22 protein-coding genes are annotated in these 23,598 nt (G+C 64.2%); 3 read left to right on the top strand and 19 right to left on the bottom strand.

Going from position 1 to position 23,598, the window contains the following annotated elements:
* Positions 1–75: 75 nt before the first annotated feature.
* From JQ586_RS02575 to murJ, 13 genes are all read right to left on the bottom strand, one after another.
* A complete protein-coding gene (locus tag JQ586_RS02575) occupies positions 76–492 on the bottom strand; it encodes a helix-turn-helix domain-containing protein (protein WP_212392899.1) in 417 nt (138 codons plus the stop codon).
* 254 nt (positions 493–746) lie between these two features.
* Positions 747–2,360, bottom strand: coding sequence for an apolipoprotein N-acyltransferase (gene lnt, locus JQ586_RS02570; RefSeq protein WP_212392898.1), 1,614 nt, complete (start codon positions 2,358–2,360; stop codon positions 747–749).
* Positions 2,357–3,472, bottom strand: a complete 1,116-nt coding sequence (locus JQ586_RS02565) for a hemolysin family protein (RefSeq protein WP_212392897.1) — start codon at positions 3,470–3,472, stop codon at positions 2,357–2,359. Before JQ586_RS02565 ends, lnt begins: the two co-directional genes overlap by 4 nt.
* Before the next feature lies 1 nt (position 3,473).
* Positions 3,474–3,971 (bottom strand): rRNA maturation RNase YbeY, encoded by a 498-nt coding sequence (gene ybeY, locus JQ586_RS02560; RefSeq protein WP_212392896.1) that lies wholly within the window; start codon positions 3,969–3,971, stop codon positions 3,474–3,476.
* A gap of 68 nt (positions 3,972–4,039) precedes the next feature.
* Entirely contained in the window at positions 4,040–5,095 is a 1,056-nt protein-coding gene (locus JQ586_RS02555; protein ID WP_212392895.1) for a PhoH family protein, read from the bottom strand.
* A 5-nt stretch (positions 5,096–5,100) separates the two neighbouring features.
* Positions 5,101–6,483, bottom strand: coding sequence for a tRNA (N6-isopentenyl adenosine(37)-C2)-methylthiotransferase MiaB (gene miaB, locus JQ586_RS02550; RefSeq protein ID WP_212392894.1), 1,383 nt, complete (start codon positions 6,481–6,483; stop codon positions 5,101–5,103).
* 198 nt (positions 6,484–6,681) lie between these two features.
* Positions 6,682–7,134 carry a Fur family transcriptional regulator gene (locus JQ586_RS02545; RefSeq protein WP_212392893.1) on the bottom strand — a complete coding sequence of 151 codons (453 nt, stop codon included), beginning with the start codon at positions 7,132–7,134 and terminating at the stop codon, positions 6,682–6,684.
* A gap of 52 nt (positions 7,135–7,186) precedes the next feature.
* Positions 7,187–7,672 carry a ribosomal protein S18-alanine N-acetyltransferase gene (rimI, locus tag JQ586_RS02540; RefSeq protein WP_212392892.1) on the bottom strand — a complete coding sequence of 162 codons (486 nt, stop codon included), beginning with the start codon at positions 7,670–7,672 and terminating at the stop codon, positions 7,187–7,189.
* Positions 7,669–8,367: a tRNA (adenosine(37)-N6)-threonylcarbamoyltransferase complex dimerization subunit type 1 TsaB gene (tsaB, locus tag JQ586_RS02535; protein ID WP_212392891.1), complete on the bottom strand. Its 699-nt coding sequence runs from the start codon at positions 8,365–8,367 to the stop codon at positions 7,669–7,671. Before tsaB ends, rimI begins: the two co-directional genes overlap by 4 nt.
* An 85-nt stretch (positions 8,368–8,452) precedes the next feature.
* Complete coding sequence (locus JQ586_RS02530; RefSeq protein WP_212392890.1) at positions 8,453–9,022, bottom strand: NifU family protein; 570 nt, start codon at positions 9,020–9,022, stop codon at positions 8,453–8,455.
* 181 nt (positions 9,023–9,203) lie between these two features.
* Positions 9,204–9,698, bottom strand: a complete 495-nt coding sequence (locus JQ586_RS02525) for a universal stress protein (RefSeq protein ID WP_212392889.1) — start codon at positions 9,696–9,698, stop codon at positions 9,204–9,206.
* Positions 9,699–9,861: 163 nt separating this feature from the next.
* Positions 9,862–10,914, bottom strand: coding sequence for a tryptophan--tRNA ligase (gene trpS, locus JQ586_RS02520; RefSeq protein WP_212392888.1), 1,053 nt, complete (start codon positions 10,912–10,914; stop codon positions 9,862–9,864).
* 56 nt (positions 10,915–10,970) lie between these two features.
* Positions 10,971–12,506, bottom strand: a complete 1,536-nt coding sequence (gene murJ, locus JQ586_RS02515) for a murein biosynthesis integral membrane protein MurJ (RefSeq protein ID WP_212392887.1) — start codon at positions 12,504–12,506, stop codon at positions 10,971–10,973.
* A gap of 92 nt (positions 12,507–12,598) precedes the next feature.
* On the opposite strand from murJ, the gene JQ586_RS02510 reads away from it, so the two are divergent.
* The gene (locus tag JQ586_RS02510) at positions 12,599–13,600 is read left to right on the top strand and encodes an adenosine kinase (RefSeq protein WP_212392886.1); all 1,002 of its coding nucleotides are present in this window, start codon (positions 12,599–12,601) and stop codon (positions 13,598–13,600) included.
* A 131-nt stretch (positions 13,601–13,731) separates the two neighbouring features.
* Here JQ586_RS02510 and JQ586_RS02505 read toward each other — a convergent pair whose 3' ends face one another.
* Together JQ586_RS02505 and JQ586_RS02500 are read right to left on the bottom strand one after the other, a co-directional pair.
* Positions 13,732–15,441, bottom strand: coding sequence for an AMP-binding protein (locus JQ586_RS02505; RefSeq protein WP_212392885.1), 1,710 nt, complete (start codon positions 15,439–15,441; stop codon positions 13,732–13,734).
* A gap of 205 nt (positions 15,442–15,646) precedes the next feature.
* Entirely contained in the window at positions 15,647–16,840 is a 1,194-nt protein-coding gene (locus JQ586_RS02500; protein WP_212392884.1) for a serine hydrolase, read from the bottom strand.
* A gap of 352 nt (positions 16,841–17,192) precedes the next feature.
* Between JQ586_RS02500 and JQ586_RS02495 the strand changes: the two genes are divergently transcribed.
* The gene (locus JQ586_RS02495; RefSeq protein WP_212393008.1) at positions 17,193–17,513 is read left to right on the top strand and encodes a hypothetical protein; all 321 of its coding nucleotides are present in this window, start codon (positions 17,193–17,195) and stop codon (positions 17,511–17,513) included.
* A 190-nt stretch (positions 17,514–17,703) separates the two neighbouring features.
* Entirely contained in the window at positions 17,704–19,197 is a 1,494-nt protein-coding gene (locus JQ586_RS02490; RefSeq protein WP_212392883.1) for an NAD-dependent succinate-semialdehyde dehydrogenase, read from the top strand.
* Positions 19,198–19,221: 24 nt separating this feature from the next.
* On the opposite strand, the gene JQ586_RS02485 is transcribed toward JQ586_RS02490, so the two are convergent.
* From JQ586_RS02485 to JQ586_RS02470, 4 genes are all read right to left on the bottom strand, one after another.
* The gene (locus JQ586_RS02485; RefSeq protein ID WP_212393007.1) at positions 19,222–20,055 is read right to left on the bottom strand and encodes an ABC transporter ATP-binding protein; all 834 of its coding nucleotides are present in this window, start codon (positions 20,053–20,055) and stop codon (positions 19,222–19,224) included.
* Between the two features lie 70 nt (positions 20,056–20,125).
* Positions 20,126–21,454, bottom strand: coding sequence for an ABC transporter substrate-binding protein (locus JQ586_RS02480; RefSeq protein WP_212393006.1), 1,329 nt, complete (start codon positions 21,452–21,454; stop codon positions 20,126–20,128).
* A 106-nt stretch (positions 21,455–21,560) separates the two neighbouring features.
* Positions 21,561–22,688 carry a branched-chain amino acid ABC transporter permease gene (locus JQ586_RS02475; RefSeq protein WP_212393005.1) on the bottom strand — a complete coding sequence of 376 codons (1,128 nt, stop codon included), beginning with the start codon at positions 22,686–22,688 and terminating at the stop codon, positions 21,561–21,563.
* A 10-nt stretch (positions 22,689–22,698) separates the two neighbouring features.
* On the bottom strand, positions 22,699–23,583 hold the full coding sequence (locus tag JQ586_RS02470; RefSeq protein WP_212393004.1) for a branched-chain amino acid ABC transporter permease: 885 nt from the start codon (positions 23,581–23,583) through the stop codon (positions 22,699–22,701).
* Between the last annotated feature and the right edge of the window lie 15 nt (positions 23,584–23,598).

The raw sequence follows: 23,598 nt of genomic DNA, 5'->3' as shown, positions 1-23,598 counted from the left end.
TTTTCCGGAGCATGCTCGGGCGCGCCGGATGACATAGTCCAGATTTGGCGATCCCTCAAACCGATATGATCGAGCTCAGGGCCGGTCCGCTGCCTCGCGCGCGGCGATCTGCTCGACCAGCTCGACGATGCTGCGGCGGAGCTTGGCGTCGGTGATTCGGGTGAAGGCGCGGGTCAGCGCCAGGCCCTCGGCGGTGGCAAGAAAATCGGAGACATAGGCCGGCGAGGAGCCCTCGCTGAAACCGTCGGCGGTCCGGACCCCGCTCGGGCCGCCGTCGAACAGGAACGAGACCGGCACCTGAAGGATCTCGGAGATTTGTTGCAGCCGGCTGGCACCGACACGATTGGTGCCCTTTTCGTATTTTTGAACCTGCTGGAAGGTCAGGCCGAGCGCCTCGCCCAGTTTCTCCTGACTCATGCCCAGCATGATGCGTCGCATGCGGACGCGGCTGCCGACATATTTGTCAACAGGGTTGGGCGCTTTGGTCGACATCTCCAACTCTCCTAGGGATTTGCGCGCCCGCGGGTTGGAAGCGGAGTATGCCTCAGGCGCCGGTGCCGTCAAATCCTGCGAGGAGGATCGGGACGAAATGCGGACAATTTGCGCAAATTGCTGACTGGACTTCTGATTTTGCTCGGGACCGTACAATGCGAAGTGTACGGTCAATCTGTCAACTGGTGGAATCGCGAAGAGGCGAATTTCGACCCCTTTTCCGGCGTCTGACGACAACCGTCAATATGCAGTCGTCAGGCTTTCCGCCTGAGGAAACGTCGCCGCAGCACGATTGCCAGGGCAACGATTACAATCACAGCGGCCGGAATATTCCCGATGCGCGCATAGATCGTCGGCGCGATGGCCGACGGCAGGCCGGCGTCGAGCACACCTTCGATGCCGAGTCCGAGATGCGCCACAATCCGCCCGACGGGATCGATTACCGCTGATATGCCCGTATTGGCGGCGCGCACCATGGGAAGGCCTTCCTCGATCGAGCGCATCCGGGCCTGTTGCAGGTGCTGGTAGGGGCCGGTCGAGAGTCCGAACCAGCCGTCATTGGTGACGTTGATGATCCAGCCGGGACGGTCGTCGCGGCTGACGATGCTGCCGGGGAAGATCGCCTCGTAGCAGATCAGGGGCAATGCGCGCGGCGCACCCGGGACGTCGAGCGTTCGCCGGATCGTGCCCGGGATGAAGCCGCCCGTCACCTTGGTGAGCTGCACGAAGCCGAGCTTCTCCATCCACTCCTGGAACGGCAGAAACTCGCCGAACGGCACCAGGTGCAACTTGTCGTAGATCGAGAGCACGCTGCCGTCATGGTCGATCACATAGATCGAATTGTAGGCACGTGTGATGCGGACACCGGGCGGCAGGTCGGGCGCCCGCACCGAGCCGGTGATCAGTACGGTTCCCTTGGGTAGCAGATCGGCGATCTGCGCCATCGCATCCGCTTCCCGCGTCAGGAAGAATGGAAACGCGGATTCCGGCCAGATCAGGATGTTCGCATCGCGCACGCCGGTCGATTGCGGGCCGGACGCCCTGTCCGACAATGTAAGGTACCTCTGCATCACCTCCGCCTTGGCGGAGTAGTTGAACTTGGCGTCCTGCTGCAGATCGGGCTGCATGATGCGCAGCTTGGTATTGGCGACCATCCTGGTCGGTTCGCGCGACAGGCGGATCGTCCCGAACACCAGCATCGCCGCCAGCACCGCGAGGGCTGCTACCGGTGTGCGCCAGGGCTTGCGACCGCGCGAGGAGCCGTCGATCAGCACGGCCGGGCTCGCGAAGATCGCAACGGCCAGAAACGTCATGCCCCATAGCCCGATCAGGGATGCAGTTTGTGCCAGCGCCAACGGCTCGCTCAGCGCGTAGCCGAACGCATTCCATGGAAATCCGGTCAGGACATGGCCGCGCAGCCATTCCGCGATCGTCAGGCTGGCCGCCAGTGCGAGCACGCGTGAGGCGTCGCGTGGCCAGATCAGCCGCGCCAGCGCGAAACCGAAGGCGGTGAACAGCGCAAGATAGCTCGGCAGGCCGAGCACCGCGAAGGGCGTCAGCCAGGCGAAGGTCTGCGCGTCGACGAAGAAAGCGTAGCCGACCCAGTACAATCCCGGCACGAAATAGCCGAGGCCGAACCAGAAGCCGGACAGCGCCGCCGCCGGCACGCCGTTCCAGCGTCCGGCCGCCGCGCCGTCGATCAGCCAGACCGCGACCGAAAAGGTCAGAAACAGCACCGGCCAGGCATTGAACGGCGCCATCGCCAGCGCCGAGAGCGCGCCTGCGAGGATCGCGAGGGCCGCGCGCTTCCAGCCCCAGGTCAGGATGATCGCAAGGACGGCGGCGCGGAGTTTGTCGGAGAACCTCACGTCTGGCCCGCTCCGTCGCCTGACGCGGGCGGTGTGTTGTCATTGGCTTGCGGCGTGCCGGAGTCGGGTGCCTGCTCGCGCCGGCGCTCGCGCTCCTTGCGCGGGGCGGGCCGCTCCTTGCGGGTGGTGATGCGCAGCCGCTTCACCCGCCGTGGATCGGCGTCGAGCACCTCGACCTCGAAATTGCCGGGCCCGGAAATCACCTCGCCCCGCACCGGCAGGCGGCCGACAAAGGAGACGAGATAGCCGCCCAGCGTCTCCACCTCCTCGCCGGCCTCGCCGGTGACGAAGTCCTCGCCGATCACCGAGCGCACATCGTCGAGGCTGGCGCGCGCATCCGCAATGAAGGAGTTGTCGGCCTGGCGGACGATCGCCGGCGGCTCGTCGGAATCGTGCTCGTCGTCGATCTCGCCGACGATCTGCTCGACGATGTCCTCCATCGTCACCAGCCCGTCGGTGCCGCCATATTCGTCCACTACGAGCGCGAGATGGACGCGCGAGGCTTGCATCTGCGCCAGAAGGTCGATCGCCCGCATCGACGGCGGAATATAGAGCAGCTTGCGGATGATGTGCGCTTCGGACAGCGGCAGCGCGAGATCGACCGAGCGGAGGTCGAGGCCGGCCGGGAACGGTTTCTTGCGCCGCGTCTTGGTCAAGTCGCTGACGCGCGCCTTCGCCGTCATGAAGGCGAGCAGGTCGCGGATGTGTACCATGCCCTCGGGGTCGTCGAGGGTCTCGTTGTAGACGACCAGCCGCGAATGTGCCGCGCTCTCGAACAGGCTCATCAGCTCGCCGAGCGGAATGTCGCGCTTGACCGCGACGATGTCGGCACGGTGCACCATGACGTCGGCGATCCGCCGCTCGTTGAGCGACAGGATGTTGCGCAGCATGGTGCGTTCGATCGCCGAGAAGCCGACATCGTCGGGCGTCGAGGCGTCGAGCACGACCTGCAAGTCGTCGCGCACCGATCCGGCCTTCCAGCCGAACAGGGTGCGGATCGCCCGCACCAGCCAACCCTCGGCGGCGGGCCGCTGCACCTCGCCATCGTGCACCACGGCGGGCAGGTTGCCCACGTTGCGCGGATTGTCGTGGGTCGGTTCGGAATCCGGCATGTCAGTCGTTCCGATCCGCATAGGGGTCGGGAATGCCGAGAAGCCCGAGAATCTCGCGTTCGAGACCCTCCATGTCCTCGGCATCGTCATCGTTCTCGTGGTCGTAGCCGATCAGGTGCAGGAAGCCATGCACCGCAAGATGGCTCAAATGATGGTCGAATGGTTTGCCTTCCTCATCGGCTTCCCGCCGCGTCGTCTCATAAGCTATCGCGATGTCGCCGAGCATGCGCGGGGCATCGTCGTCTCCGCTGTCGCCGGTCGGCTGCAGCGCCGGAAACGACAGTACGTTGGTCGGCTTGTCGATGTTGCGCCAGTTGTTGTTGAGGGTGCGAATTCCGGCGTCATCGGTCAGCATGATCGCAAGCTCGGCGTCCCCGACGTCGGCGTCTGCAATCCCGGCGGCCGCCTCGATGGCGCGATGGATCACCGTCTCGGCATCCGGCTCGGTCTGCCAGCATGCGGCCGTGACGAGAACCTCGGTTGCGGGAATGGAGGACACGATGGTTCCAAAATCTGTGTTGGGGCCGGCCCCCGCATCGCGCGGGTGCGCGGCCGATGCTGATGGTTTCAAGGTCTGGCGTTTGCCGGTCGCTGCGGCAATCCCTCATAGGCGGCGACGATGCGCGCCACCAGTTCATGGCGGATGACGTCGCCGGCGGTGAATTGCACCTGCGCGATGCCCTCGACGCCGTCGAGCAGCTTCACCGCCTCGGCAAGCCCCGAGGTCTGCCCGTGCGGGAGGTCGATCTGCGAGGGATCGCCGGTGACGATCATCCGGCTGTTCTCGCCGAGGCGCGTCAGGAACATCTTCATCTGCATCGACGTGGTATTCTGCGCTTCGTCGAGGATGATCGCGGCATTGGTCAGCGTGCGGCCGCGCATGAACGCCAGCGGTGCGATCTCGATCTCGTTGCCCTGCAATGCACGCTCCACAACGCGCGCATCCATCAGGTCGTACAGCGCGTCATAGATCGGGCGCAGATACGGATCGACCTTCTCCTTGAGGTCGCCGGGCAGGAAGCCGAGCCGCTCGCCGGCCTCGACCGCAGGACGCGTCAGAATGATGCGGTCGACCTCCTTGCGCTCGAACAGCTGCGCAGCGTGCGCGACCGCAAGCCAGGTCTTTCCGGTACCGGCCGGGCCGATGCCGAACACCAGCTCGTGCCGCTTCAGCGCGCGGATGTAGGAATCCTGCGCCGCGGTGCGGGCGCGCACCGGGCGCTTGCGCAAATTGATCGTCTCGAAGGTCGGCTTGGCCGTCTTGTTGTCGAACTCGAACAGCGATCCCTGCGCGATCACCGCGCGAATCGCGCCCTCGACCTCACCCTGATCGAGATCATGGCCCTCGATGGCCTGTGCGTACAGCGTCTCGAGCACTCGCCGTGCCGCGTCGCAGCCGTCGCGCGAGCCGGCGATGGTGACATGGTTGCCGCGGGAATCGACGACGACCCCCAGCCGGCGCTCGATCAGGGCCAGGTTCTGTCCGTAAGGGCCGACCAGTGCGGAGGCGGAACGGTTGTCGTCGAAATCGATGACGACCTGGGTCTCGGGTGGAATCTGCATGTCGCGATCAGGTTTGCGGCTGGGAGCAAGCGAGGACGAATCCGATGCGCTTTTGGGCAAGGATTTCAGGCTCCAATGGTCGTCTGCAAATTGGGCGATTGCGCCGCAATCTCGCCGATCAGGCTGTAACGCTCGAGGCTATCGATCCTGACCGGGAGAACCCTGCCGATGATATCGGGCGAGGCCATCACATGGGCGGGCTGCAGATAGGCGGTACGGCCGACAATCTGGCCGGGATTGCGCGCGGTGCGCTCGAACAGCACGTCGACCGTTGTGCCGATCGCGGCCCGATTGAAGGCCGACTGCTGGCTGTCGATCAATTCCTGAAGCCGCCCCAAGCGCTCGTCCATCTCTTCCGCTGACACCGTCTCCCGCATCTCCGCTGCCGGCGTGCCTGGCCGCGGCGAATATTTGAATGAATACGCCGCAGCGTACCCGATTTGCGTGACAAGCGCGAGGGTGGCGGAAAATTCTTCCCTGGTCTCCCCGGGGAAGCCGACGATAAAATCCGATGAAAAAGCAATGTCTTGGCGTGCGGTCCGCAACCGGTCGATGACACGCCGGTAATCATCGGCGGTATGTTTGCGGTTCATGGCTGCAAGGATGCGGTCCGCGCCCGATTGCACCGGCAGGTGCACGAATGGCATCAATTCGGCCAGATCGCGATGCGCCGCGATCAGCTCGTCATCGACGTCGCGCGGGTGGCTGGTCGAATAGCGCAGCCGTGCCACGCCGGGAAGTGCGGCGAGCCGCTGCAACAATCTGCCGAGCGACCAGGCGCGGCCGTCGGGACCTTCGCCGTGATAGGCGTTGACGTTCTGTCCGATCAGCGTGATCTCGCGCACGCCGTTGTCGGTGAGCTGCGTGACGTCGTTGACGATGTCAGCCACCGGGCGCGACACTTCCGCGCCGCGCGTATACGGCACCACGCAGAAGGTGCAGAACTTGTCGCAACCTTCCTGCACCGTGACGAAAGCCGAGATGCCGCGCGAGCGGATCGCGTCGGGCCGGGGCTGCGGCAAGAAGCCGAACTTGTCCTCGACCGGAAATTCGGTTTCCAGCGCGCGCCCGTTCTCCATGGCCCGTTTCAACAGTTGCGGCAGATGGTGATAGCTCTGCGGCCCGACCACGATGTCGACGGTCGGTGCGCGATGGATGATCTCAGCACCTTCCGCCTGCGCCACGCAGCCGGCGACCGCGATCTTCATGTCGCGGCCCTGGCGTGCCGCCTCATCCTTGGCGACGCGCAGCCGGCCGAGCTCGGAATAGACCTTTTCCGACGCCTTCTCCCTGATATGGCAGGTGTTGAGGATCACGAGATCCGCATCATCGGCACTTGCCGTCTCGACAAAGCCCTCGCCGGCCAGCGTGTCCACCATGCGTTGCGCATCGTAGACGTTCATCTGGCAGCCATAGGACTTGATGTGCAGCTTGCGCGGCGTCGTCATGGAACCCTGGAACGGAGTGGAAATGGCGCCATCCGGGCGCCAAGGCTCAAATATAGCCTATAGAAGCGAAAATCCAGTGATCAAGGCGGTCATTCCGGGGCGCGACCAAAGGAAGCGAACCCCGAATCCCCGATGCGCAATTGCGCATCTGAGGTCCCATGCCGACGCATCGCCCCGGAATGACGGGGCGCTGGAAGTCTACGCCTTGCTCTCTTCGTCGAGCGGGACGCAATAAAGCTCGAGGCGGTGATCGACCAGCTTGTAGCCGAGCTTGCGCGCGATCTCGGCCTGCAGCTTCTCGATCTCTTCGGAGGTGAATTCGATCACCTTGCCGTCGCGCAGATTGATCAGGTGGTCGTGATGGCTCTCGGGCATCTGCTCGTAGCGCGCACGCCCCTCGCGGAAGTCGTGACGCTCGATGATGCCGGCGTCCTCGAACAGCTTCACCGTGCGGTACACCGTCGAGATCGAAATCTTGTCGTCGACAGCCACGCAGCGCCGGTACAGTTCCTCGACGTCGGGGTGATCCATGGCCTCCGCCAGCACGCGCGCAATGACGCGGCGCTGCTCGGTCATGCGCATGCCGGTCGCGGCGCAGCGCGCCTCGATACCGGTGTTCCTTTGCGCAGGCGGGGATTTGACCGTGGTCATATTTCTTGGGCCTTGGGTGGCAGAGCAGGGCTGTTCTGCCATCGCGCGGATGTTACGGCAAGTCGCGCCGCATCAGAAGCGCGTTCAAATGTTCCCCGCCGGGCTGCTTGTAATAACGCTCGCGGCGGCCGATCACACCGAATCCGGCCCATTCGTAGAGGCGTCGCGCCGGCTGATTATTCTCCTCCACCTCGAGGAAGATGGTGCGGATGCCGCGGCCGGCCAGGTGCCCGAGATGGGTCAGCAGCAGATCGCGCGACAGGCCACGCCCGCGCTCGGTTGAATCGAGCGCAATCGACAGGATTTCCGCTTCGTCGGCTGCCATCCGCGAGACGGCGAAACCGATGATCCGGCGCCCGAGCCTGAGGCGATGCACCAGCGTGTTGCGCTCGGTCAGCATCGTCTCGAACTCGCTTTCTCCCCAGCCGCGGTGAAACGAGGCGCCGTGCAGTTGCGCGAGCCGGCCTGCGTCGCGCAGCGATGCGGGCTCGACTGCAGGCGTGCCGCCGCCCCACCATCTTGAAAGCCAGCCGATCATGTTGCCGCGGGCTGTGCGCTGACCTGGAGCTGATCCTTGGGCGGCTTCGCATCCGGGGCGCGCAGGTAGAAAGGACGCGGCGGCGCGGTTTCCGGATCCACCGCTGCGCCGACCCAGCCAACCCAAATGATGTCAGGCGCGGGCTGGGCATCGACGCTGAGCGCCGGCACTGCGTCCGCGGGCCAGCGCCCGGCGAGGAGCTTGGCCGCGTTGCCGACCAGATGCAGCGCGCTGTGTTGCGCGGCCTCGAGCGCCTCCGCGATCGGCGCCACCTTCGGTTTAATCAGAGGGCTGCCGTCCCCACCGACGACCTGGAAATAGACGTGATCATGCCTGGCATCGATGGCGGAGAGGATCGGATGCTCGCCATTTTCGGCGACGACGGGCGCGGCATAGGCGGCGAGCGTCGTCAATCCAACCACCGGCTTCTCCGCCGATAGCGCGATGCCGCGCGCCGCCGAGAGGCCGACGCGCAGGCCGGTGAAGCTGCCGGGACCCGTGGTGACGGCAATGCGGTCGAGCGCGCCAAAGGCGATACCGCTGTCTTTCATCACGCGCCCGATCAGCGGCATCAGCGCCTCCGCGTGGCCGCGCTGCATCGCCTGTGATTCGAGCGCAATGGTCTTGCCCGTCGATGTGTCGAGAACCGCCGCGGAGCAGGCGTCGAGAGCGGTGTCGATGGCGAGGATCAGCATGAGGCGAATAGCGAATAGGGAATAGGGAACAGAGTATCAGCGTGGATCGCTATTCGCCATTCGCTACTCACCATTCGCCTTTTCCTTACATCGGCCGGACTTCCTGCACATCGGGCACGAAGTGCCGGAGCAGGTTCTGGATGCCATGCTGGAGCGTCGCCGTGGATGACGGGCAGCCGGCGCAGGAGCCCTTCATGTTGAGATAGACGATGCCGTCCTTGAAGCCGCGGAAAGTGATGTCGCCACCGTCATTGGCGACCGCGGGACGCACGCGGGTCTCGATCAGGTCCTTGATCTGCTCGACGGTCTCGGCGTCCGCTTCATCGAAGAACTCGCCTTCCTCGTCCCTCGCGTCGTCACTGGCCGCACTGCCGTCGGCGAGCAGCGGCGCGCCGGACATGTAGTGCTCCATGATTGCCCCGAGGATCGCGGGCTTGAGGTGCTGCCAGTCGCCGTCCGCCTTGGTCACGGTGACGAAGTCGGCGCCGTAGAACACGCCGGTGACGCCCTGCACGGCGAACAGCCGTTCGGCAAGCGGCGAGCGCGCGGCGGATTCCGGGCTTGAGAATTCCATGGTGCCGCTGTCGAGCACCATGCGGCCCGGGATGAACTTCAGGGTCGCGGGGTTGGGCGTGGCTTCGGTCTGAATGAACATTTGCTGTCTCCGGCGTCGCCGGTTCAAGGCCGGCGCGTTGGGGTTCCTTTATAGCGTTTTCGAGCGAAGTGGTACCGCCTCGCGGCGAGAAAACGCGTCAAATCAAGGAGTCAGATGGCGACCCGAAATGGACCGATCAAGACGCAGAACTGCGGTTCCCGGCCTGCGTCAATGGCTTAGCTCAGGACAGGGCGTCGATCTCGGCATCGGTCAGGCCCCCCGGCACGATGGTCACCGGAATCGGGAACGCGCCCATGGTCTTGGCCATGGTGGTGATGATCGGCCCGGGCCCCTCGGCACCGGGATTGGCCGCCAGCACCAGCCGGGCGATATCGACGTCCTTGTCGATCACGTCGAGGATCTGCTCGGTCGGGTCGCCCTCGCGGATCACCCGTTCCGGCGTGATCGCGGCGATCCCGTTGGCGCGTCCGGACGCACGGTCGAGCGCCTCATTGGCGGCTTCCTCGGCCTCCGCGCGCATGATGTCGGCGACACCGAGCCATTGCTGGTTCTGGTCCTCGGTCTCGATCACCCGCAGCATCACCACGCCGCCGCCGACCCGCATCGCCCAACGGCTGGCGTAATAGACGGCGCGGTCCCATTCCGCGGTGTCGTCAACGATGACGAGGCATTTCGGCTTGTGGCCCGTCTCGTAGCTTCGTCGTGTGGTGGTCATGCATGTCCCGGTGCTGGCCACGAGCACTATCCGGACCCGGAGGGCCGCGTCAGCGAAAAGCGTGAAGCGGGTTTCCGAAACAGATCATGCTCAGACAAAGCCCATGCTGCCACACTCCCTCTCCGATTGGGAGAGGCAGCGTGGCCGTTCTTGTTTGGCGGGATCAGCGCGGACGGATGAAGCCGACGATGTCCTTGGTGGTGCGCATCGTTTCGTCGGCGATCACGCGGGCGCGGTTGGCGCCGTCGATCAGGATGGAATCGACATGGCCGGGATCGGCCACCAGCCGCTTCATCTCGGATGCGATCGGCGCCAGTTTTGCAACGCAAACCTCCACCAGCGCGTTCTTGAAGCTGGAGAACTGGCCGCCGCCGAACTGGTTCAGCACCTCCTGCTTGGTGACGTCGGCGAGCGCCGCGTATATGCCGACGAGGTTGTCGGCCTCGGGACGCGGCTCGAGGCCTTTCTCCTCGGACGGCAGCGGCTCCGGATCGGTCTTCGCCTTGCGGATCTTCTGCGCGATGGTGTCGGCGTCGTCGGTCAGGTTGATGCGCGAATTGTCCGACGGATCCGACTTCGACATCTTCTTGGTGCCGTCGCGCAGGCTCATCACCCGCGTTGCCGGTCCCGTAATGAGCGGCTCGGGCTGCGGGAAGTACAGCCCCTCATTGAAGCCCAGGCCGCGGATCGAATCGCCGAAGTCGTTGTTGAACTTCTGCGCGATGTCGCGGGACAGTTCGAGATGCTGCTTCTGGTCCTCGCCGACCGGGACATGGGTCGCGCGGTACAGCAGGATGTCGGCCGCCATGAGGACGGGATAGTCGTAGAGACCGACCGAGGCGTTCTCGCGGTCCTTGCCGGCTTTCTCCTTGAACTGGGTCATGCGGCTGAGCCAGCCGACCCGCGCGACGCAGTTGAAGATCCAGGTCAGCTCGGCATGGCCGGTCACCTGGCTCTGGTTGAAGACGATGTGCCTCTTGGGGTCGATGCCCGCCGCAATGAACGCCGCGGTCACCTCGCGGGTGTTGCGCGCGAGCTCGGCCGGGCCACCCCAGACGTCGACGCCCTGGGTGATCGCGTGCATGTCGACGACGCAATAGATGCAGTTATGGGTCTGCTGCATCTTCACGAAGTTGACGATGGCGCCGAGATAGTTGCCGAGGTGCAGATTGCCCGTCGGCTGGACGCCTGAGAAAACCCGTTCAACGAACGCCATGGTCTAAGTCCCTGCCTTTGCCGCGTCGTTTGCCACTTAAGCCCCGCGCGCGCAAGTCAGGCCGCGCGCTTTTGCCGGATCGCGTTAACCGCCGCGCGCCAGCCGGTGACGCCGAAAAGCTGCAAAAACAGGCCGTAAGTGGCGATGCCGGCCGCGATCAGCGCCAGCAGCGCAATGGCCTGCACAAGTCCGTGCGCGCCGGCCGGCAGGGCGCGGGCCGCGAGCCACAGCACGGCGCCCATCGCGAGCGCGGCCGCGAGGATGCGCGGCAGCCGGCGTCGGCCGTCGGCGTCGATCGAGAAGCCGAAGCTCGCCGCGCCGTTGCGGAGCAGTGACAGCGCATTGCTCCAGGCGCCGAGTGCGATCCCGGCGGCAATCCCGTCTGCCCCGAAGAGGCGGCCAAGCAGGAAGGCGCCCGCGATCGCGACCACGACGGCCTTCAGCGTAGCCAGCAGCGGCGTCATGGTGTCCTCGCGCGCGAAGAACGCCGGCGACAGCGCTTTCACCAGCACATGCGCGGGCAAAGCCAGGATCAGCCAGATCAGAACGCGCGCCGTCGCAGCGGTATCCTCTGCCGTGAAGGCGCCATGCTCGAACAACAGGCGCACGATCGGCTCGCTCAGCACGATCAGGCCGAGCGTTGCCGGAAACGCCAGCCCGACCGCGAGCTCCAGCCCGCGGGATTCGGCATGTGCGATCGCGACGCGATCGCCGCCGCGCACCGCGCGCGTCATTTCGGGGACCAGCACGGTGCCCATCGTGACGCCGACGATGCCGAGCGGCAGTTCCAGCAGGCGGTTGGCGAAATAGAGCCAGGACACCGCCGACGGCGCGCCGGATGCGATCACCGCGCCCGCGACCATCAGCCATTGCGGCGCGCTGCTGGCGACCATGCCAGGGACCGCGCGGCTGAGGAAGCCGCGCATCTCCTCGTCGAACGAGACGCGCAGCGGCGAGGCCACCATGCCGCCGCGCAAGACGAGCATCGAGAGTTGCAGGAAACCGGCAATGCCGATCGTCGCCGCCACCACCCGTGCGGCCTGCGCAGGATCGTGCTGCCGCGCCAGCAGCACGATCATGACTGCGATCAGCGCGATGTTGAACAGCAGTGGCGAGAATGCGGTCAGCGCGAAGCGGCCCTGCGCATTGAGCAGCCCCATCATCACCGTGACGGGGCCGGCGAAGGCGAGATAAGGCAGCATCAGGCGGGCGTCGTCGACTGCGAATTGCAGCGTCTCGCGGCCGACGAAGCCGGGCGCGATCGCCGCGATCACGAACGGCATCAGCACGCCGAGCACCAGCGCCGCCGCGATCACCGCAGCGCTGACGGTGCCGAGCACGCGGCCGGCAAAGGCCCGTGCTGCTGCCTCGCCGTCGCTGTCGCGGACCTTGAGCCAGGCCGGCACAAGCGCGGCGTTCAGCCCGCCCTCGGAGAGCAGCCGCCGCACCACGTTCATAAGCTGAAACGCCGCCAGGAATGCATCCGCGACCGGCCCCGCGCCGAGCAGCGCCGCGATCACGGAATCGCGCACGAAGCCGAGCAGCCGCGAAGACAGTGTTCCCGTGGAAACCGTGAGGAAGGAGCGGATCATCGCGTCTCTATAGCAGCCGCTTCCCTTGCTGGCGCTAGGTGTAACGTGATAGGCCGCAGCCTTTCGTGGATGGCCTTAACAAGGGCAGGTCAATGGCTGACGCAAAATATGACGTTCTCGGGATCGGCAACGCGATCTTCGACGTGCTGGTGCAGACCGACGAGGCATTTCTGGCCCGGCATGGCATGACAAAGGGAAGCATGTCGCTGATCGACGAGGCTCGCGCCGGCGCGATCTATCGTGACATGGGCGTGGCGACCGAGATGTCGGGCGGATCGGCCGCGAACACCATCGTCGGGGTCGGCAGCCTGGGTGCTCGCGCAGCCTATGTCGGCAAGGTCAAGGACGATCAGATCGGCCGCCTCTATGTTCATGACATCCGCGCGGTCGGCGTGGCCTTCGACACCAAACCGGCGACTGCCGGACCCGCCACCGGCTGCTCCTACATCCTGGTGACGCCGGACGGCGAGCGCACCATGAACACCTATCTCGGCGCCGCGCAGGATCTGACGCCCGACGACATCGATCCGGCCCAGATCGAAGCCGCCGGCATCATCTATCTCGAGGGCTACCTCTGGGATCCGAAGAACGCCAAGGACGCCTTCGTCAAGGCGGCGACGGTCGCGCATGGCGCCTGCCGCCAGGTCGCGCTGACGCTGTCGGATTCGTTCTGCGTCGATCGCTACCGTGACGAATTCCTCGACCTGATGCGTAAGGGCACGGTCGACGTGGTGTTCTCCAACGAGTCCGAGCTGCACTCGCTGTACCAGACCTCGGATTTCGACACCGCGCTGAAGCAGTTCGGCAAGGACACGAAGCTCGGCGTCGTCACCCGCAGCGAGAAGGGCTGCGTCGTGGTCTCGAAGGACGGCGTCACGTCAGCGCCTGCTTTCCCGATCGACAGGCTGGTCGACACCACCGGTGCCGGCGACCTGTTCGCGGCCGGCTTCCTGGTCGGCCTCGTGCGCAACGCGGGCTATGAGAATGCCGGCCGCCTCGGCGCACTCGCCGCGGCCGAAGTGATCCAGCACATCGGCGCACGGCCGAAGGTGTCGCTGAAGGAGCTGGCGACGAAGCAGGGATTGCTGGTCTAGGGCGTCTCCCACCTCGCCCCGCTAGCGGGTGAGGGGGAGTTTTCGCGTACTCATCCGAATAGAATTCGCGGAGGCGGCCCCTCACCCCAACCCTCTCCCCGCAAGGGCGGGGCGAGAGGAAAGAAAGCGCCTCATGCCGTCTTCGCGGCCTTCAGACCGAGCCGCTGCTCGACCGCATCGCGCATCACGAACTTCTGGATCTTGCCGGTCACCGTCATCGGGAATTCCTCGACGAACTCGACATAGCGCGGGATCTTGTTGTGGGCGATCTGGCCCTGGCAGAACGAGCGGACTTCGTCCGCGGTGAGCGTCTCGCCCGAGCGTACTCTGACCCATGCGCACAGCTCCTCGCCATAGCGGTCGTCGGCGACGCCGAAGATCTGCACGTCCTGGATCTTCGGATGGCGGTAGAGGAATTCCTCGATCTCGCGCGGATAAAGATTCTCGCCGCCCCTGATGACCATGTCCTTGATGCGGCCGACGATGTTGCAATAGCCCTCGTCGTCGATCACGGCGAGGTCGCCGGTATGCATCCAGCCATTGGCGTCGAGCACGTCAGCGGTTTTCTCCTTCTCGTCCCAATAGCCCAGCATGATGCTGTAGCCGCGGGTGCAGAGCTCGCCGCGTCCGCCGCGCGGCACCACCTTGCCGTCGAGATCGACCACCTTGACCTCGACATGCGGATGGATGCGCCCGACGGTGGAGACACGGCGCTCCAGCGGATCGTCGGTCGCGCTCTGGAAACTCACCGGGCTGGTTTCGGTCATGCCGTAGGCGATCGTCACCTCGCGCATGTTCATCTCGGTGTTGACGCGCTTCATCACCTCGATCGGGCAGGGCGCGCCGGCCATGATGCCGGTGCGCAGCGAGGACAGGTCGAAGCGCTTGAACTCCGGATGATCGAGCTCGGCGATGAACATCGTCGGCACGCCATAGAGCGTCGTGCACTTCTCCTGCGCGACCGTCGTCAGCGTCGCCAGCGGATCGAAGCCCTCGCCCGGATAGACCATGGTGGTGCCCAGCGTGACGGAGGCGAGGTTGCCCATCACCATGCCGAAGCAGTGATAGAGCGGCACCGGGATGCAGATGCGATCGTGCTCGGTCAGCCGCATCGCCAGGCCGGTGAAGTAGCCGTTGTTGAGGATGTTGTGATGGGTCAGCGTCACGCCCTTGGGCGAGCCCGTGGTGCCGCTGGTGAACTGGATGTTGACGGGATCGTCGAATTGCAGGCTCTCGGCCAGCGCGAGAAGCTGCTCGCGATGCCGCGGTTCGCCCATCTGCGCGACCTGCTCGAACGGAATGGTGCCCGGCGCGGCCGGGCCACCGATCTGGATCACGGCGCGCAATTGCGGCAGCCGCGCCGATTGCAGGCGGCCGGGCGCGGAGCCGGCGAGCTCGGGCAGCAGCGTGTTCAGCATCTCCATATAGGCCGAAGTCTTGAACGCGGTCGCTGTCACGATTGCCGCGCAGCCCACCTTGCCGAGCGCGAATTCGAGCTCGCTCAGGCGATAGGCCGGGTTGATGGTGACGAGGATCAGTCCCGCTTTTGCCGCAGCGAATTGCGTCAGTGTCCATTCCGGCCGGTTCAGCGACCAGATGCCGATCCGCTCGCCGCGTTCCAGGCCGAGAGCGATGAAGCCCGCCGCCAGCGCCTCGACACGTTCGGCGAATTCGTTCCAGGTCCAGCGCACATCGTGGCTGGGGGAGACCAGAGCCTCGCGGCTGCCCCAGCGCTCGCGCGCGCGGTCGAGGCTGCGCCCGATGGTTTCCCCGAGCAGCGGCGTGTCGGAAATGCCGCAAACGTAACTGTCAGCCTTTGTTGCCAAGGTCGTTCCCTCCATCCTGGGCGCGTGCCGCGTCGTTTTGGACGCGATCTTAGTCGCTTGGCGCGCGGGGGACAGGCCCGACATAAGAAGGGTACGAAAAAATCCCTCCCCGGCCGAGGGGGAGGGATTTCAACCTAATTGAACCGCAGGTTTCGCTTCACCTCTCCCCGTAGGAACGGGGAGAGGGAGCTTGGTCCTGTCGTGTTTGCCCGGTTGCGGCTCAGGCCGCCCTCTGTCCGCTGCCGGCATCGAGGCCGGCATAGACGCCGCGCTCGAAGCCCGCGAAGGCTTCAAGGCATTTGCTGTCGACGAACGGCAACAGCTGCATCAGGATCACGCCAGCGACATCGCGCGCCGGGTCGATCCAGAAATAGGTGTTGGCAAGGCCGGCCCAGGCCAGGCTGCCCGCACTGCGGCCCTCCGCTGTCTTGGCGGTATTGATCATGAAGGAGAGGCCCCACTTCTTGACGATGTCGGGATAGAGATCGACATCGTTGGTGTACACGGGCGCGGTCGTCTTCATCTTGCCCATGGCGAGATCGCCGATGTGGTTCTGGCTCATCAATGCGACCGTCTCCGGCTTGAGCACCTGATTGCCGTTGCCGCGGCCCTTGTTCAGGATCATCTGGCAGAACTTGATGTAATCGCCCGCGGTGCCGTAGAGGCCGCCGCCGCCCATATGAAATTCCGGATTCTGCTCGAGCTCGAACGGGATCGGAGCCAGCGTCCCATCCTCGCCGCGCGCATGCACGCCGACCAGCCGCTTGCGCATGTCGTCGGTGATCTTGAATCCGGTGTCGCTCATGCCGAGCGGCGCGAACATCTGGTCACGCAGGTAGGCGTCGAGCCGCTTGCCGCTGGCAGCTTCCACGGCCTTGCCGACGAAATCGATGTTGATGCCGTATTCCCAGCGCGTGCCCGGATCGGACATGATCGGTGCCTTCAGCGCGGCGTTCAGGCAGCTGAAGATGTTCGGATTTCCGGTCTTCTGCAAATATTGCGCGAATTCCCCGTTCCACACGTCGTAGCAGAAGCCGGCGGTGTGGGTCAGGAGCAGGCGCAGCGTGATCGGCTTCTTCGCCGGGCGCAGCTTCGGCTCGCCCTTGGCGTCGAAGCCTTCGAGCACCTGTGGCGCGGCGAGGTCGGGAAGCAGCTTGCCGATCGGCTCATCGAGCGACAGCTTGCCCTGCTCGACCAACTGCATAGCGCCCGCCGATGTCACGGCCTTGGTCATCGAAGCGATCCAGAACACGCTGTCCGCGGTCATGGCATCGTCCTTGGAGAGGTCGCGCTTGCCGAACGCGCCCTGGTAGATCACGTCCTTGCCCGTTGCCGCGACTGCGACAACGCCGGGAATCTCCTTCGCCTCGCTCTTCTGACGCAAAACCTGATCGATCTGAGCCTTGCTCTGCATTGGGGGTTTCCTCCGGTGGGTTATTGTTTTGGAGCGCGCGGATCATCCTCCCGCTTTTCGGGTCCCGCAAGGACGGTGCAAGGTGATGATGTCGCGATCTCGTGATGGTCGAAGGCGAGAGCGGCCTTGCACAAGGCCTGCGCGCAACCGATTTTCACCACGTGCGCGGATTTTGCGGGGGACTTTGCCTCAATCCTGGTGACCTAAGGGAGCGCCCACGTTAACGTGATGGCGAGGCCGATTTCCGTACGTGAATTTTTGCATTAACGCATTCAGATCGCTGCACAAACCGTGCGGCAAGTGTCGATGATTTGACGAAACTGTTCGTTATTTTCGGGATTGCGGGGACGTGATGATTTCGACCTGGAGTGAGTGGAAGCGCTATCCGCGACCGGGCCGCGGCGAGAATATCGAGGCGCCGATCAGCCCGGGTATTTATGAAGTCCGCTACGCGGGTACCGGCGCGCTGCACTCGTTCGAGGCGGTCGACAATGTCGCGCAGGCGCTCGCCTTGCTGCAGACCGGCTCGAAATCCTGGTTCGGCCGCCGCGACACGTCAGCACAGGCGGACCTCGAATACCGCACCTGCGCGACCTCGACCAAGGCCGATGCCAAGGCAGCCGCCCATCGCATGATCGGCCGCCGCGAGACGTATATGAACGGCGCGGCCTGATCTTCCCGCGCACGTCGTTCCGGCTTCGTCATCTGGATGTGCGGAAATGACAGGTCGATGACAGGCGACGTCGCGCGACGCACGGCCGCGTTTGCGGGCAAGCAGGGTAGCGTTCCAGGGCAATGCATTGTCGCGCATTTCGGCCTATACAAGCCAAAAATATCCCCTCCCAAAATAGAGGAGTCCCGCCATGACCCCACCCGTTGCCGCACGTGCTGCGCAATCCGCCATATCTCTCCACGACCGGCTGAAGGATCCGTCGCTGCTGCGCGACCGCTGCTATATCGACGGCGCCTGGGTCGGGACGCCGTCGCGTCCCGTGACCAATCCGGTCAACGGCGTGGAGCTTGCCAAAATCCCGGTCATGAGCACGGCGGAGACGACACAGGCCGTCGAAGCCGCCGAGCGCGCGTTCCCGGCCTGGGCCAAGCTGACCGCGAAGCAGCGGTCCAACATCCTGCGCAAATGGTTCGACCTGATCGCCGCCAATCGCGAGGACCTCGCGCTGATCCTGACCTCCGAGCAAGGCAAGCCCCTCGCCGAGGCGCTCGGCGAGGTCGATATCGGCGGCGCCTACGTCGAATTCTATGCCGAGGAAGCGCGCCGGGTTTATGGCGAGACCATCCCGACGCAACGCCCGGATGCGCGCTTGCTCGCGATCCGGCAGCCGATCGGCGTCTGTGGCGCGATCACGCCATGGAACTTCCCGTGCTCGATGATCACCCGCAAGGTATCGCCAGCGTTGGCCGCGGGCTGCACCGTGGTGCTGAAGCCCGCCAATGAAACCCCGCTCACCGCGCTCGCTCTGGTCGCGCTTGCCGAGAAGGCCGGCGTGCCGAAGGGCGTGTTCAACATCCTCACCGGCAATTCGTCGGCGATCGGCAAGGTGCTGTGCGAGCATCCTGCGGTGCGCTTCGTCGGCTTCACCGGCTCGACGGAAGTCGGCAAGATCCTCTACGAGCAGGCGGCGGTCGGCGTGAAGAAGCTCGGGCTCGAGCTTGGCGGCAACGCGCCGTTCGTGGTGTTCGACGATGCCGACATCGACGCCGCGGTCGAGGGCGCGATCGTCTCCAAATATCGCAACATGGGCCAGACCTGCGTCTGCGCCAACCGTCTCTACGCCCAGGACAAGATCTACGACGAGTTCGTCGACAAGTTGTCGAAGAAGGTCGCCGCGATGAAGGTTGGCGACGGCACGGAGCAGGGCGTGGTGCAGGGCCCGCTGATCAATCTGGACGCCGTCCTGAAGGTCGAAAAGCACATCGACGATGCCGTGAAGGGTGGCGCAAGGATCATTACCGGGGGCAAGCGCCACGCGCTCGGCGGCTCGTTCTTCGAGCCGACCGTGCTCGCCAACGTGAAGCCGGACGCGCTGGTCGCGCACGAGGAGACGTTCGGTCCGCTCGCGCCCGTGTTCCGCTTCAAGGACGAAGCCGAGGTGATCGCGATGTGCAACAATTCGCCGTTCGGCCTCGCCTCCTACTTCTACTCGCGTGACATCGGCCGGGTCTGGCGCGTTGCCGAAGCCCTGGAGTCGGGCATGGTCGGTGTCAACTCCGGCCTGATCACGACCGAGGTCGCGCCGTTCGGTGGCGTCAAGGAAAGCGGCCTCGGCCGCGAAGGCTCGCGTCACGGCATGGATGAATATGTCGAGATCAAATACGTGATGATGGCCGGCGTGTAGCCGGCCTGTGACGCCACTCATCGGCTAAGCAAGCCAACGCTTGCGCCGCTTGTAGTGCTTCACATCGCGAAATGATTTTCGCTTGTCACCCGCGACGCCAAGGTAGAATTCCTTGACGTCCTCGTTGGCCGCGAGTGCCCGCGCCTCTCCGTCCATTACCACGCGGCCATTTTCGAGGATGAAGCCGTGGCTGGCGTATCGGAGCGCCATGTTGGTGTTTTGCTCGGCGAGAAGAAACGAGACGCCTTCCCTGGCGTTGAGGTTCTTCACGATTTCGAAAATCTCCTCGACGATCTGCGGCGCGAGTCCCATCGAAGGCTCATCGAGCAGGATCATCTTCGGGCGCGCCATCAGTGCGCGTCCGATGACACACATCTGTTGTTCGCCGCCCGACGTGTAGCCCGCCGTTGAGGCGCGCCGCTCCTTGAGCCGCGGAAAATAGGCGTAGACCCGCTCAAGATCCTGTGCAATCGCCGACTTGCCATCCTTGCGCGTAAAGGCGCCGGTCAAAAGATTCTCTTCGAGCGTGAGATGAGCGAAGGCTCGCCGCCCCTCCATCACCTGAATGCAGCCGCGGCGCACCACTTCGTTCGGCGTCAAGGATTGCACCTCGACGCCATCGAACAGGATCGAGCCTTTGGTGACTTCGCCGCGCTCTGCGTGCAGCAGATTGGAAACCGCCTTCAGGGTCGTCGTCTTGCCGGCACCATTGGCGCCAAGAAGCGCAACGATGCCGCCGCTCGGTACATCCAGCGACACGCCCTTCAGCACAAGGATGACATGATCGTAGACGACCTCGACATTGTTGACCGACAGTATCAGCGCCGCCGTGGCGGTCTTGGGAGTTGACACGCGCAGCCCTCCAGACGGTTGGAGCTTCCGGGATCCGGGAGCAGGCGAACCTGCCTCCCGGATCGTTCGCACGGGATCAGGTTTCCTTCGCGCAGTCGCGCGGCTTGATCTTTTTTTCCGCGGCATATTTGGCAGACACGTCGGCGACGAGCGGTTCGATGAGCGATTCGTCGGCCGTGTACCAGTCGGAGATCACTTTCCAACCCTTGCCATCCCACTGCTGGACGCGCCCGTAGCGCGCACCCTCGTGGTCGGCGCAGGAAATGCTGACCGGCTTCATCATCCCCTCAAAGCCGAGTTCCTTGATACGTGCATCGGTGAGGATAAGGTTCTCCAGCCCCCAACGGATCTGCTCGCCCGTCAGCGGCTTCTTGCCGAACTTTTCCTGCGCCTTGCGGATCGCCTCTACGCCGAGCATGGCATTCACCATGCCGCGGTTGTAGAGGACTTCGCCGATCTTGCCCGGTTCCGATAAGCCTTTGCCCTTTGCATAGACGTACTTCTCTATGTCGGCATGCACGGGAAACCTGCCGGCGCCGTGCTGAAGCATCAGCGCTTTGTAGCCAGCAGCCTGATCACCTGCCGGCGTCACATCCGGCTCAGCGCCTGACCACCAGACACCGAGCATCTTGTCGCGCGGATAGGCAACCGAGGCGGCTTCCTTGATCGCCGTGCTGTTCATGACCCCCCAGCCCCAGACCAGGACATAATCCGGCCGGTTCTGGCGGATCGCCAGCCACTGCGACTTCTGCTCGACTCCCGGGTGCGTGACGGGTATCGGCGTAAACTCAAAGCCGTATTTCTGCGCCAGCACCTGCAGCATCGGGATCGGCTCCTTCCCGTATGGGCTGTCGTGATACAGCAGCGAAATCTTCCTGCCTTTGAGCTTGTCGAATCCACCAAGTTCCTTGGCTACATGCTGGATTGCGATGTCGGCCGCCGACCAGTAGGTCCCGAGCAGCGGAAAATTGTACGGGAATACTGCGCCATTCTTGGAATCGGCTCGGCCGTACCCCATCGTGACGATCGGGATTTTGTCCGCCGCGGTCTTCTCGGTGAGAGCGAAGGTGATGCCGGTCGACAGCGGATTGAAGAAGGCCGCGCCGGTTGGTCCCTTGCTCTTGAGACGTTCGTAACACTCGACGCCCTTGTCGGTCGCGTAAGCGGTCTCGCATTCCTCGACCAGGAGCTTGACGCCATTGATGCCGCCGTCGCGCTCGTTGACCAGGTTGTAGTAGTCGGCCATGCCGTTTGCGAATGGTGCGCCATTCACGGCATACGGACCTGTCCGGTAGGACAGGATGGGGATGAATTGCTCGTTTTGGGCTGCGGCAGGTGTGGTGAACGCGGCGCCCGACAGGACGGCCGCCGCCAGTATCAGTAGCTTGCGTGCAACATTTGTCATCCTGATATCCTCCTCCTTGAATCCCTCTTTTTCAGTGCGGGGGATTTGCTTCATTCCTCCTTCCGACGGCCGCCGTCCGCGTTGCGATCGAGGTCCGATCGCTCCCTCAATACGGAAACGGCCACAGTCTGAGCTTCTCCTTCCCGATCGAAATCAGCCGGGCGAACCCACGGGGTTCCTTGATGAGCAGATAGCAGATCAACGATCCGAAGATGATGAATTGCAGGTGAGTGATCGTTTGCGTCGACAGCGGTACGCCGAGCTCGGCTGGAATCAGGTTCAGCATGACCGGCACAATGAGGACAAAGGCCGCCCCGACGAACGAACCCATGATCGATCCAAGCCCGCCGATGATGACCATGAACAGAAGGTCCAGAGAACGGTCGATCGAGAACGCGAGCGGCTCCCAAGAGCCCAGGTAGACGAATGCCCAGAGAGCTCCCGCCACGCCGACGATAAAGGAAGAAACCGCGAAAGCGGTGAGCTTTGCGTAGAGGGGGCGGATGCCGATCAGTTCGGCAGCGATGTCCATGTCGCGGATTGCCATCCACTGCCTGCCGAGATTGCCGCGCACAAGGTTCTTGGCCATGATCGCGATCACCGTGACGAATGTCAGGCATAGCAGATAGCGCTGGATCGGCGTTTGAACGATCACGCCGAAGAAATTCAGCTCCGGCGCATTGACCGAGCCCGACGGCGCGTAATTGGTGAACCACGGGACCCGCAGGAAGACCCAGTCGAAGAAGAACTGTGCCGCGAGCGTTGCAACCGCCAGATAGAGGCCCTTGATCCGCAGGCTGGGAATCCCGAAGGCAATTCCGAAGCCCGCAGCCGCGAGCCCTCCGAGCAGAATGGAAGCCAGGACGGGCAACGGCGGGATCGTGATCGCAATGCCCAGCCAGGCAAGTGGGATATGAACGCCGGTCGCCAGCTTGTACGCGGAATAGGCACCGATCGCCATGAACGCGCCGCTGCCGAGCGAGATTTGGCCGCAATAGCCGACGAGAATGTTCGTGCCGATAGCGGCGAGGGCGAGGATCAGGAATGGCAGCAGAATCGCCCACAGCAGGTAATCGGTGCCGAACGGCCAAACATGGAGAGTGGCGAGCAGCGGCACGCCGATGAACGCGACGGCGAGCAAGACGCCGAGCGCGATACCGTCCTGGCGGATCGGGAAGATCGCCATGTCCTCCGCGTAGTTCGACTTGAACTGGCCAGTCTCGCGATAGAGCACAACGAACTCCTCAGATACGCTCGATGATCCGCTCGCCGAACAGGCCTTGCGGTCGCACGAGCAGCACCGCCAACGCCAGCACGTAGGGGAACCAATATTCGATACCGCCGCCAATCGACGGCCCCAGGTACACTTCGGCGATCTTCTCGCCCGCCCCTACCACGAGCCCGCCGACGATGGCCCCCGGAATCGAGGTGAGGCCGCCGATAATCAGAACCGGCAGCGCCTTCAACGCCAGGAACGTGATGGAGAACTGTACGCCCAGTTTGGTCCCCCACACGGTTGCCGCGACCAGTGCGACGAGACCGGCGACAAGCCAGACCACGAACCAGATCCAACTGATCGGAATCCCGACCGAGTGGGCAGCCAAATGGTCATCGGCCACAGCCCTGAGTGCGCGGCCGGTCTTGGTGCGCTGAAAGAAGATCGCGAGGCCGGCGACCAGAATGCCTGCGATCAAGGCGCCCCAGACGTCGAGCTTGTTGACCAGAATTCCACCGGGAAAGAGATCCTCAAACACAAACCAGGCGTCTGTCGGGAATAGTCGCAACGGATAAACATCCGAGCCGAAGATCATCTCCGCCGCACCCTCGAGGACGAACGTCACGCCGATTGTGGACATGAACAGGGTGAGGCCGTCCTGGTTGACAAGAGGTCCGATCACGAACCGCTCGATCAGCCAAGCCGTTGCCGCCATGATCGCGGCGCCAAAACCGATGCCGAGGACGATCGCGGCCCAAAACGGAACGCCGTGGGCGACCAGGAGATCGAGGGCGCGAACCAGCGCCAGCCCTGCAAGCAATACCATGGCGCCCTGGGCAAAATTGAAGACGCCGGATGCCTTGAAGATCAGTACGAAGCCGAGCGCGACCAGCGAGTAGAGCACGCCGGACATCAATCCGCCGATCAG

Origin of the sequence: Bradyrhizobium jicamae (genome assembly GCF_018130215.1) — a bacterium.
Lineage (GTDB): Bacteria > Pseudomonadota > Alphaproteobacteria > Rhizobiales > Xanthobacteraceae > Bradyrhizobium > Bradyrhizobium jicamae_A.
This window is presented reverse-complemented; position numbering and strand designations above follow the sequence as displayed.

Bases quoted from the DNA above. Each gene is read 5' to 3' on its own strand.
- JQ586_RS02510 (WP_212392886.1), top strand. From the start codon at position 12,599: ATGGCTGACGCAAAATATGACGTTCTCGGGATCGGCAACGCGATCTTC.
- JQ586_RS02490 (WP_212392883.1), top strand. From the start codon at position 17,704: ATGACCCCACCCGTTGCCGCACGTGCTGCGCAATCCGCCATATCTCTC.
- JQ586_RS02470 (WP_212393004.1), bottom strand. From the start codon at position 23,583: ATGTCCGGCGTGCTCTACTCGCTGGTCGCGCTCGGCTTCGTACTGATC.
- trpS (WP_212392888.1), bottom strand. From the start codon at position 10,914: ATGGCGTTCGTTGAACGGGTTTTCTCAGGCGTCCAGCCGACGGGCAAT.
- JQ586_RS02545 (WP_212392893.1), bottom strand. From the start codon at position 7,134: ATGACCACGGTCAAATCCCCGCCTGCGCAAAGGAACACCGGTATCGAG.
- JQ586_RS02500 (WP_212392884.1), bottom strand. From the start codon at position 16,840: ATGCAGAGCAAGGCTCAGATCGATCAGGTTTTGCGTCAGAAGAGCGAG.
- JQ586_RS02575 (WP_212392899.1), bottom strand. From the start codon at position 492: ATGTCGACCAAAGCGCCCAACCCTGTTGACAAATATGTCGGCAGCCGC.
- JQ586_RS02495 (WP_212393008.1), top strand. From the start codon at position 17,193: ATGATTTCGACCTGGAGTGAGTGGAAGCGCTATCCGCGACCGGGCCGC.
- JQ586_RS02530 (WP_212392890.1), bottom strand. From the start codon at position 9,022: ATGTTCATTCAGACCGAAGCCACGCCCAACCCCGCGACCCTGAAGTTC.
- JQ586_RS02505 (WP_212392885.1), bottom strand. From the start codon at position 15,441: ATGGAGGGAACGACCTTGGCAACAAAGGCTGACAGTTACGTTTGCGGC.
- JQ586_RS02565 (WP_212392897.1), bottom strand. From the start codon at position 3,472: ATGCCGGATTCCGAACCGACCCACGACAATCCGCGCAACGTGGGCAAC.
- miaB (WP_212392894.1), bottom strand. From the start codon at position 6,483: ATGACGACGCCGCGCAAGCTGCACATCAAGTCCTATGGCTGCCAGATG.
- tsaB (WP_212392891.1), bottom strand. From the start codon at position 8,367: ATGCTGATCCTCGCCATCGACACCGCTCTCGACGCCTGCTCCGCGGCG.
- murJ (WP_212392887.1), bottom strand. From the start codon at position 12,506: ATGATCCGCTCCTTCCTCACGGTTTCCACGGGAACACTGTCTTCGCGG.
- rimI (WP_212392892.1), bottom strand. From the start codon at position 7,672: ATGATCGGCTGGCTTTCAAGATGGTGGGGCGGCGGCACGCCTGCAGTC.
- JQ586_RS02480 (WP_212393006.1), bottom strand. From the start codon at position 21,454: ATGACAAATGTTGCACGCAAGCTACTGATACTGGCGGCGGCCGTCCTG.
- JQ586_RS02525 (WP_212392889.1), bottom strand. From the start codon at position 9,698: ATGACCACCACACGACGAAGCTACGAGACGGGCCACAAGCCGAAATGC.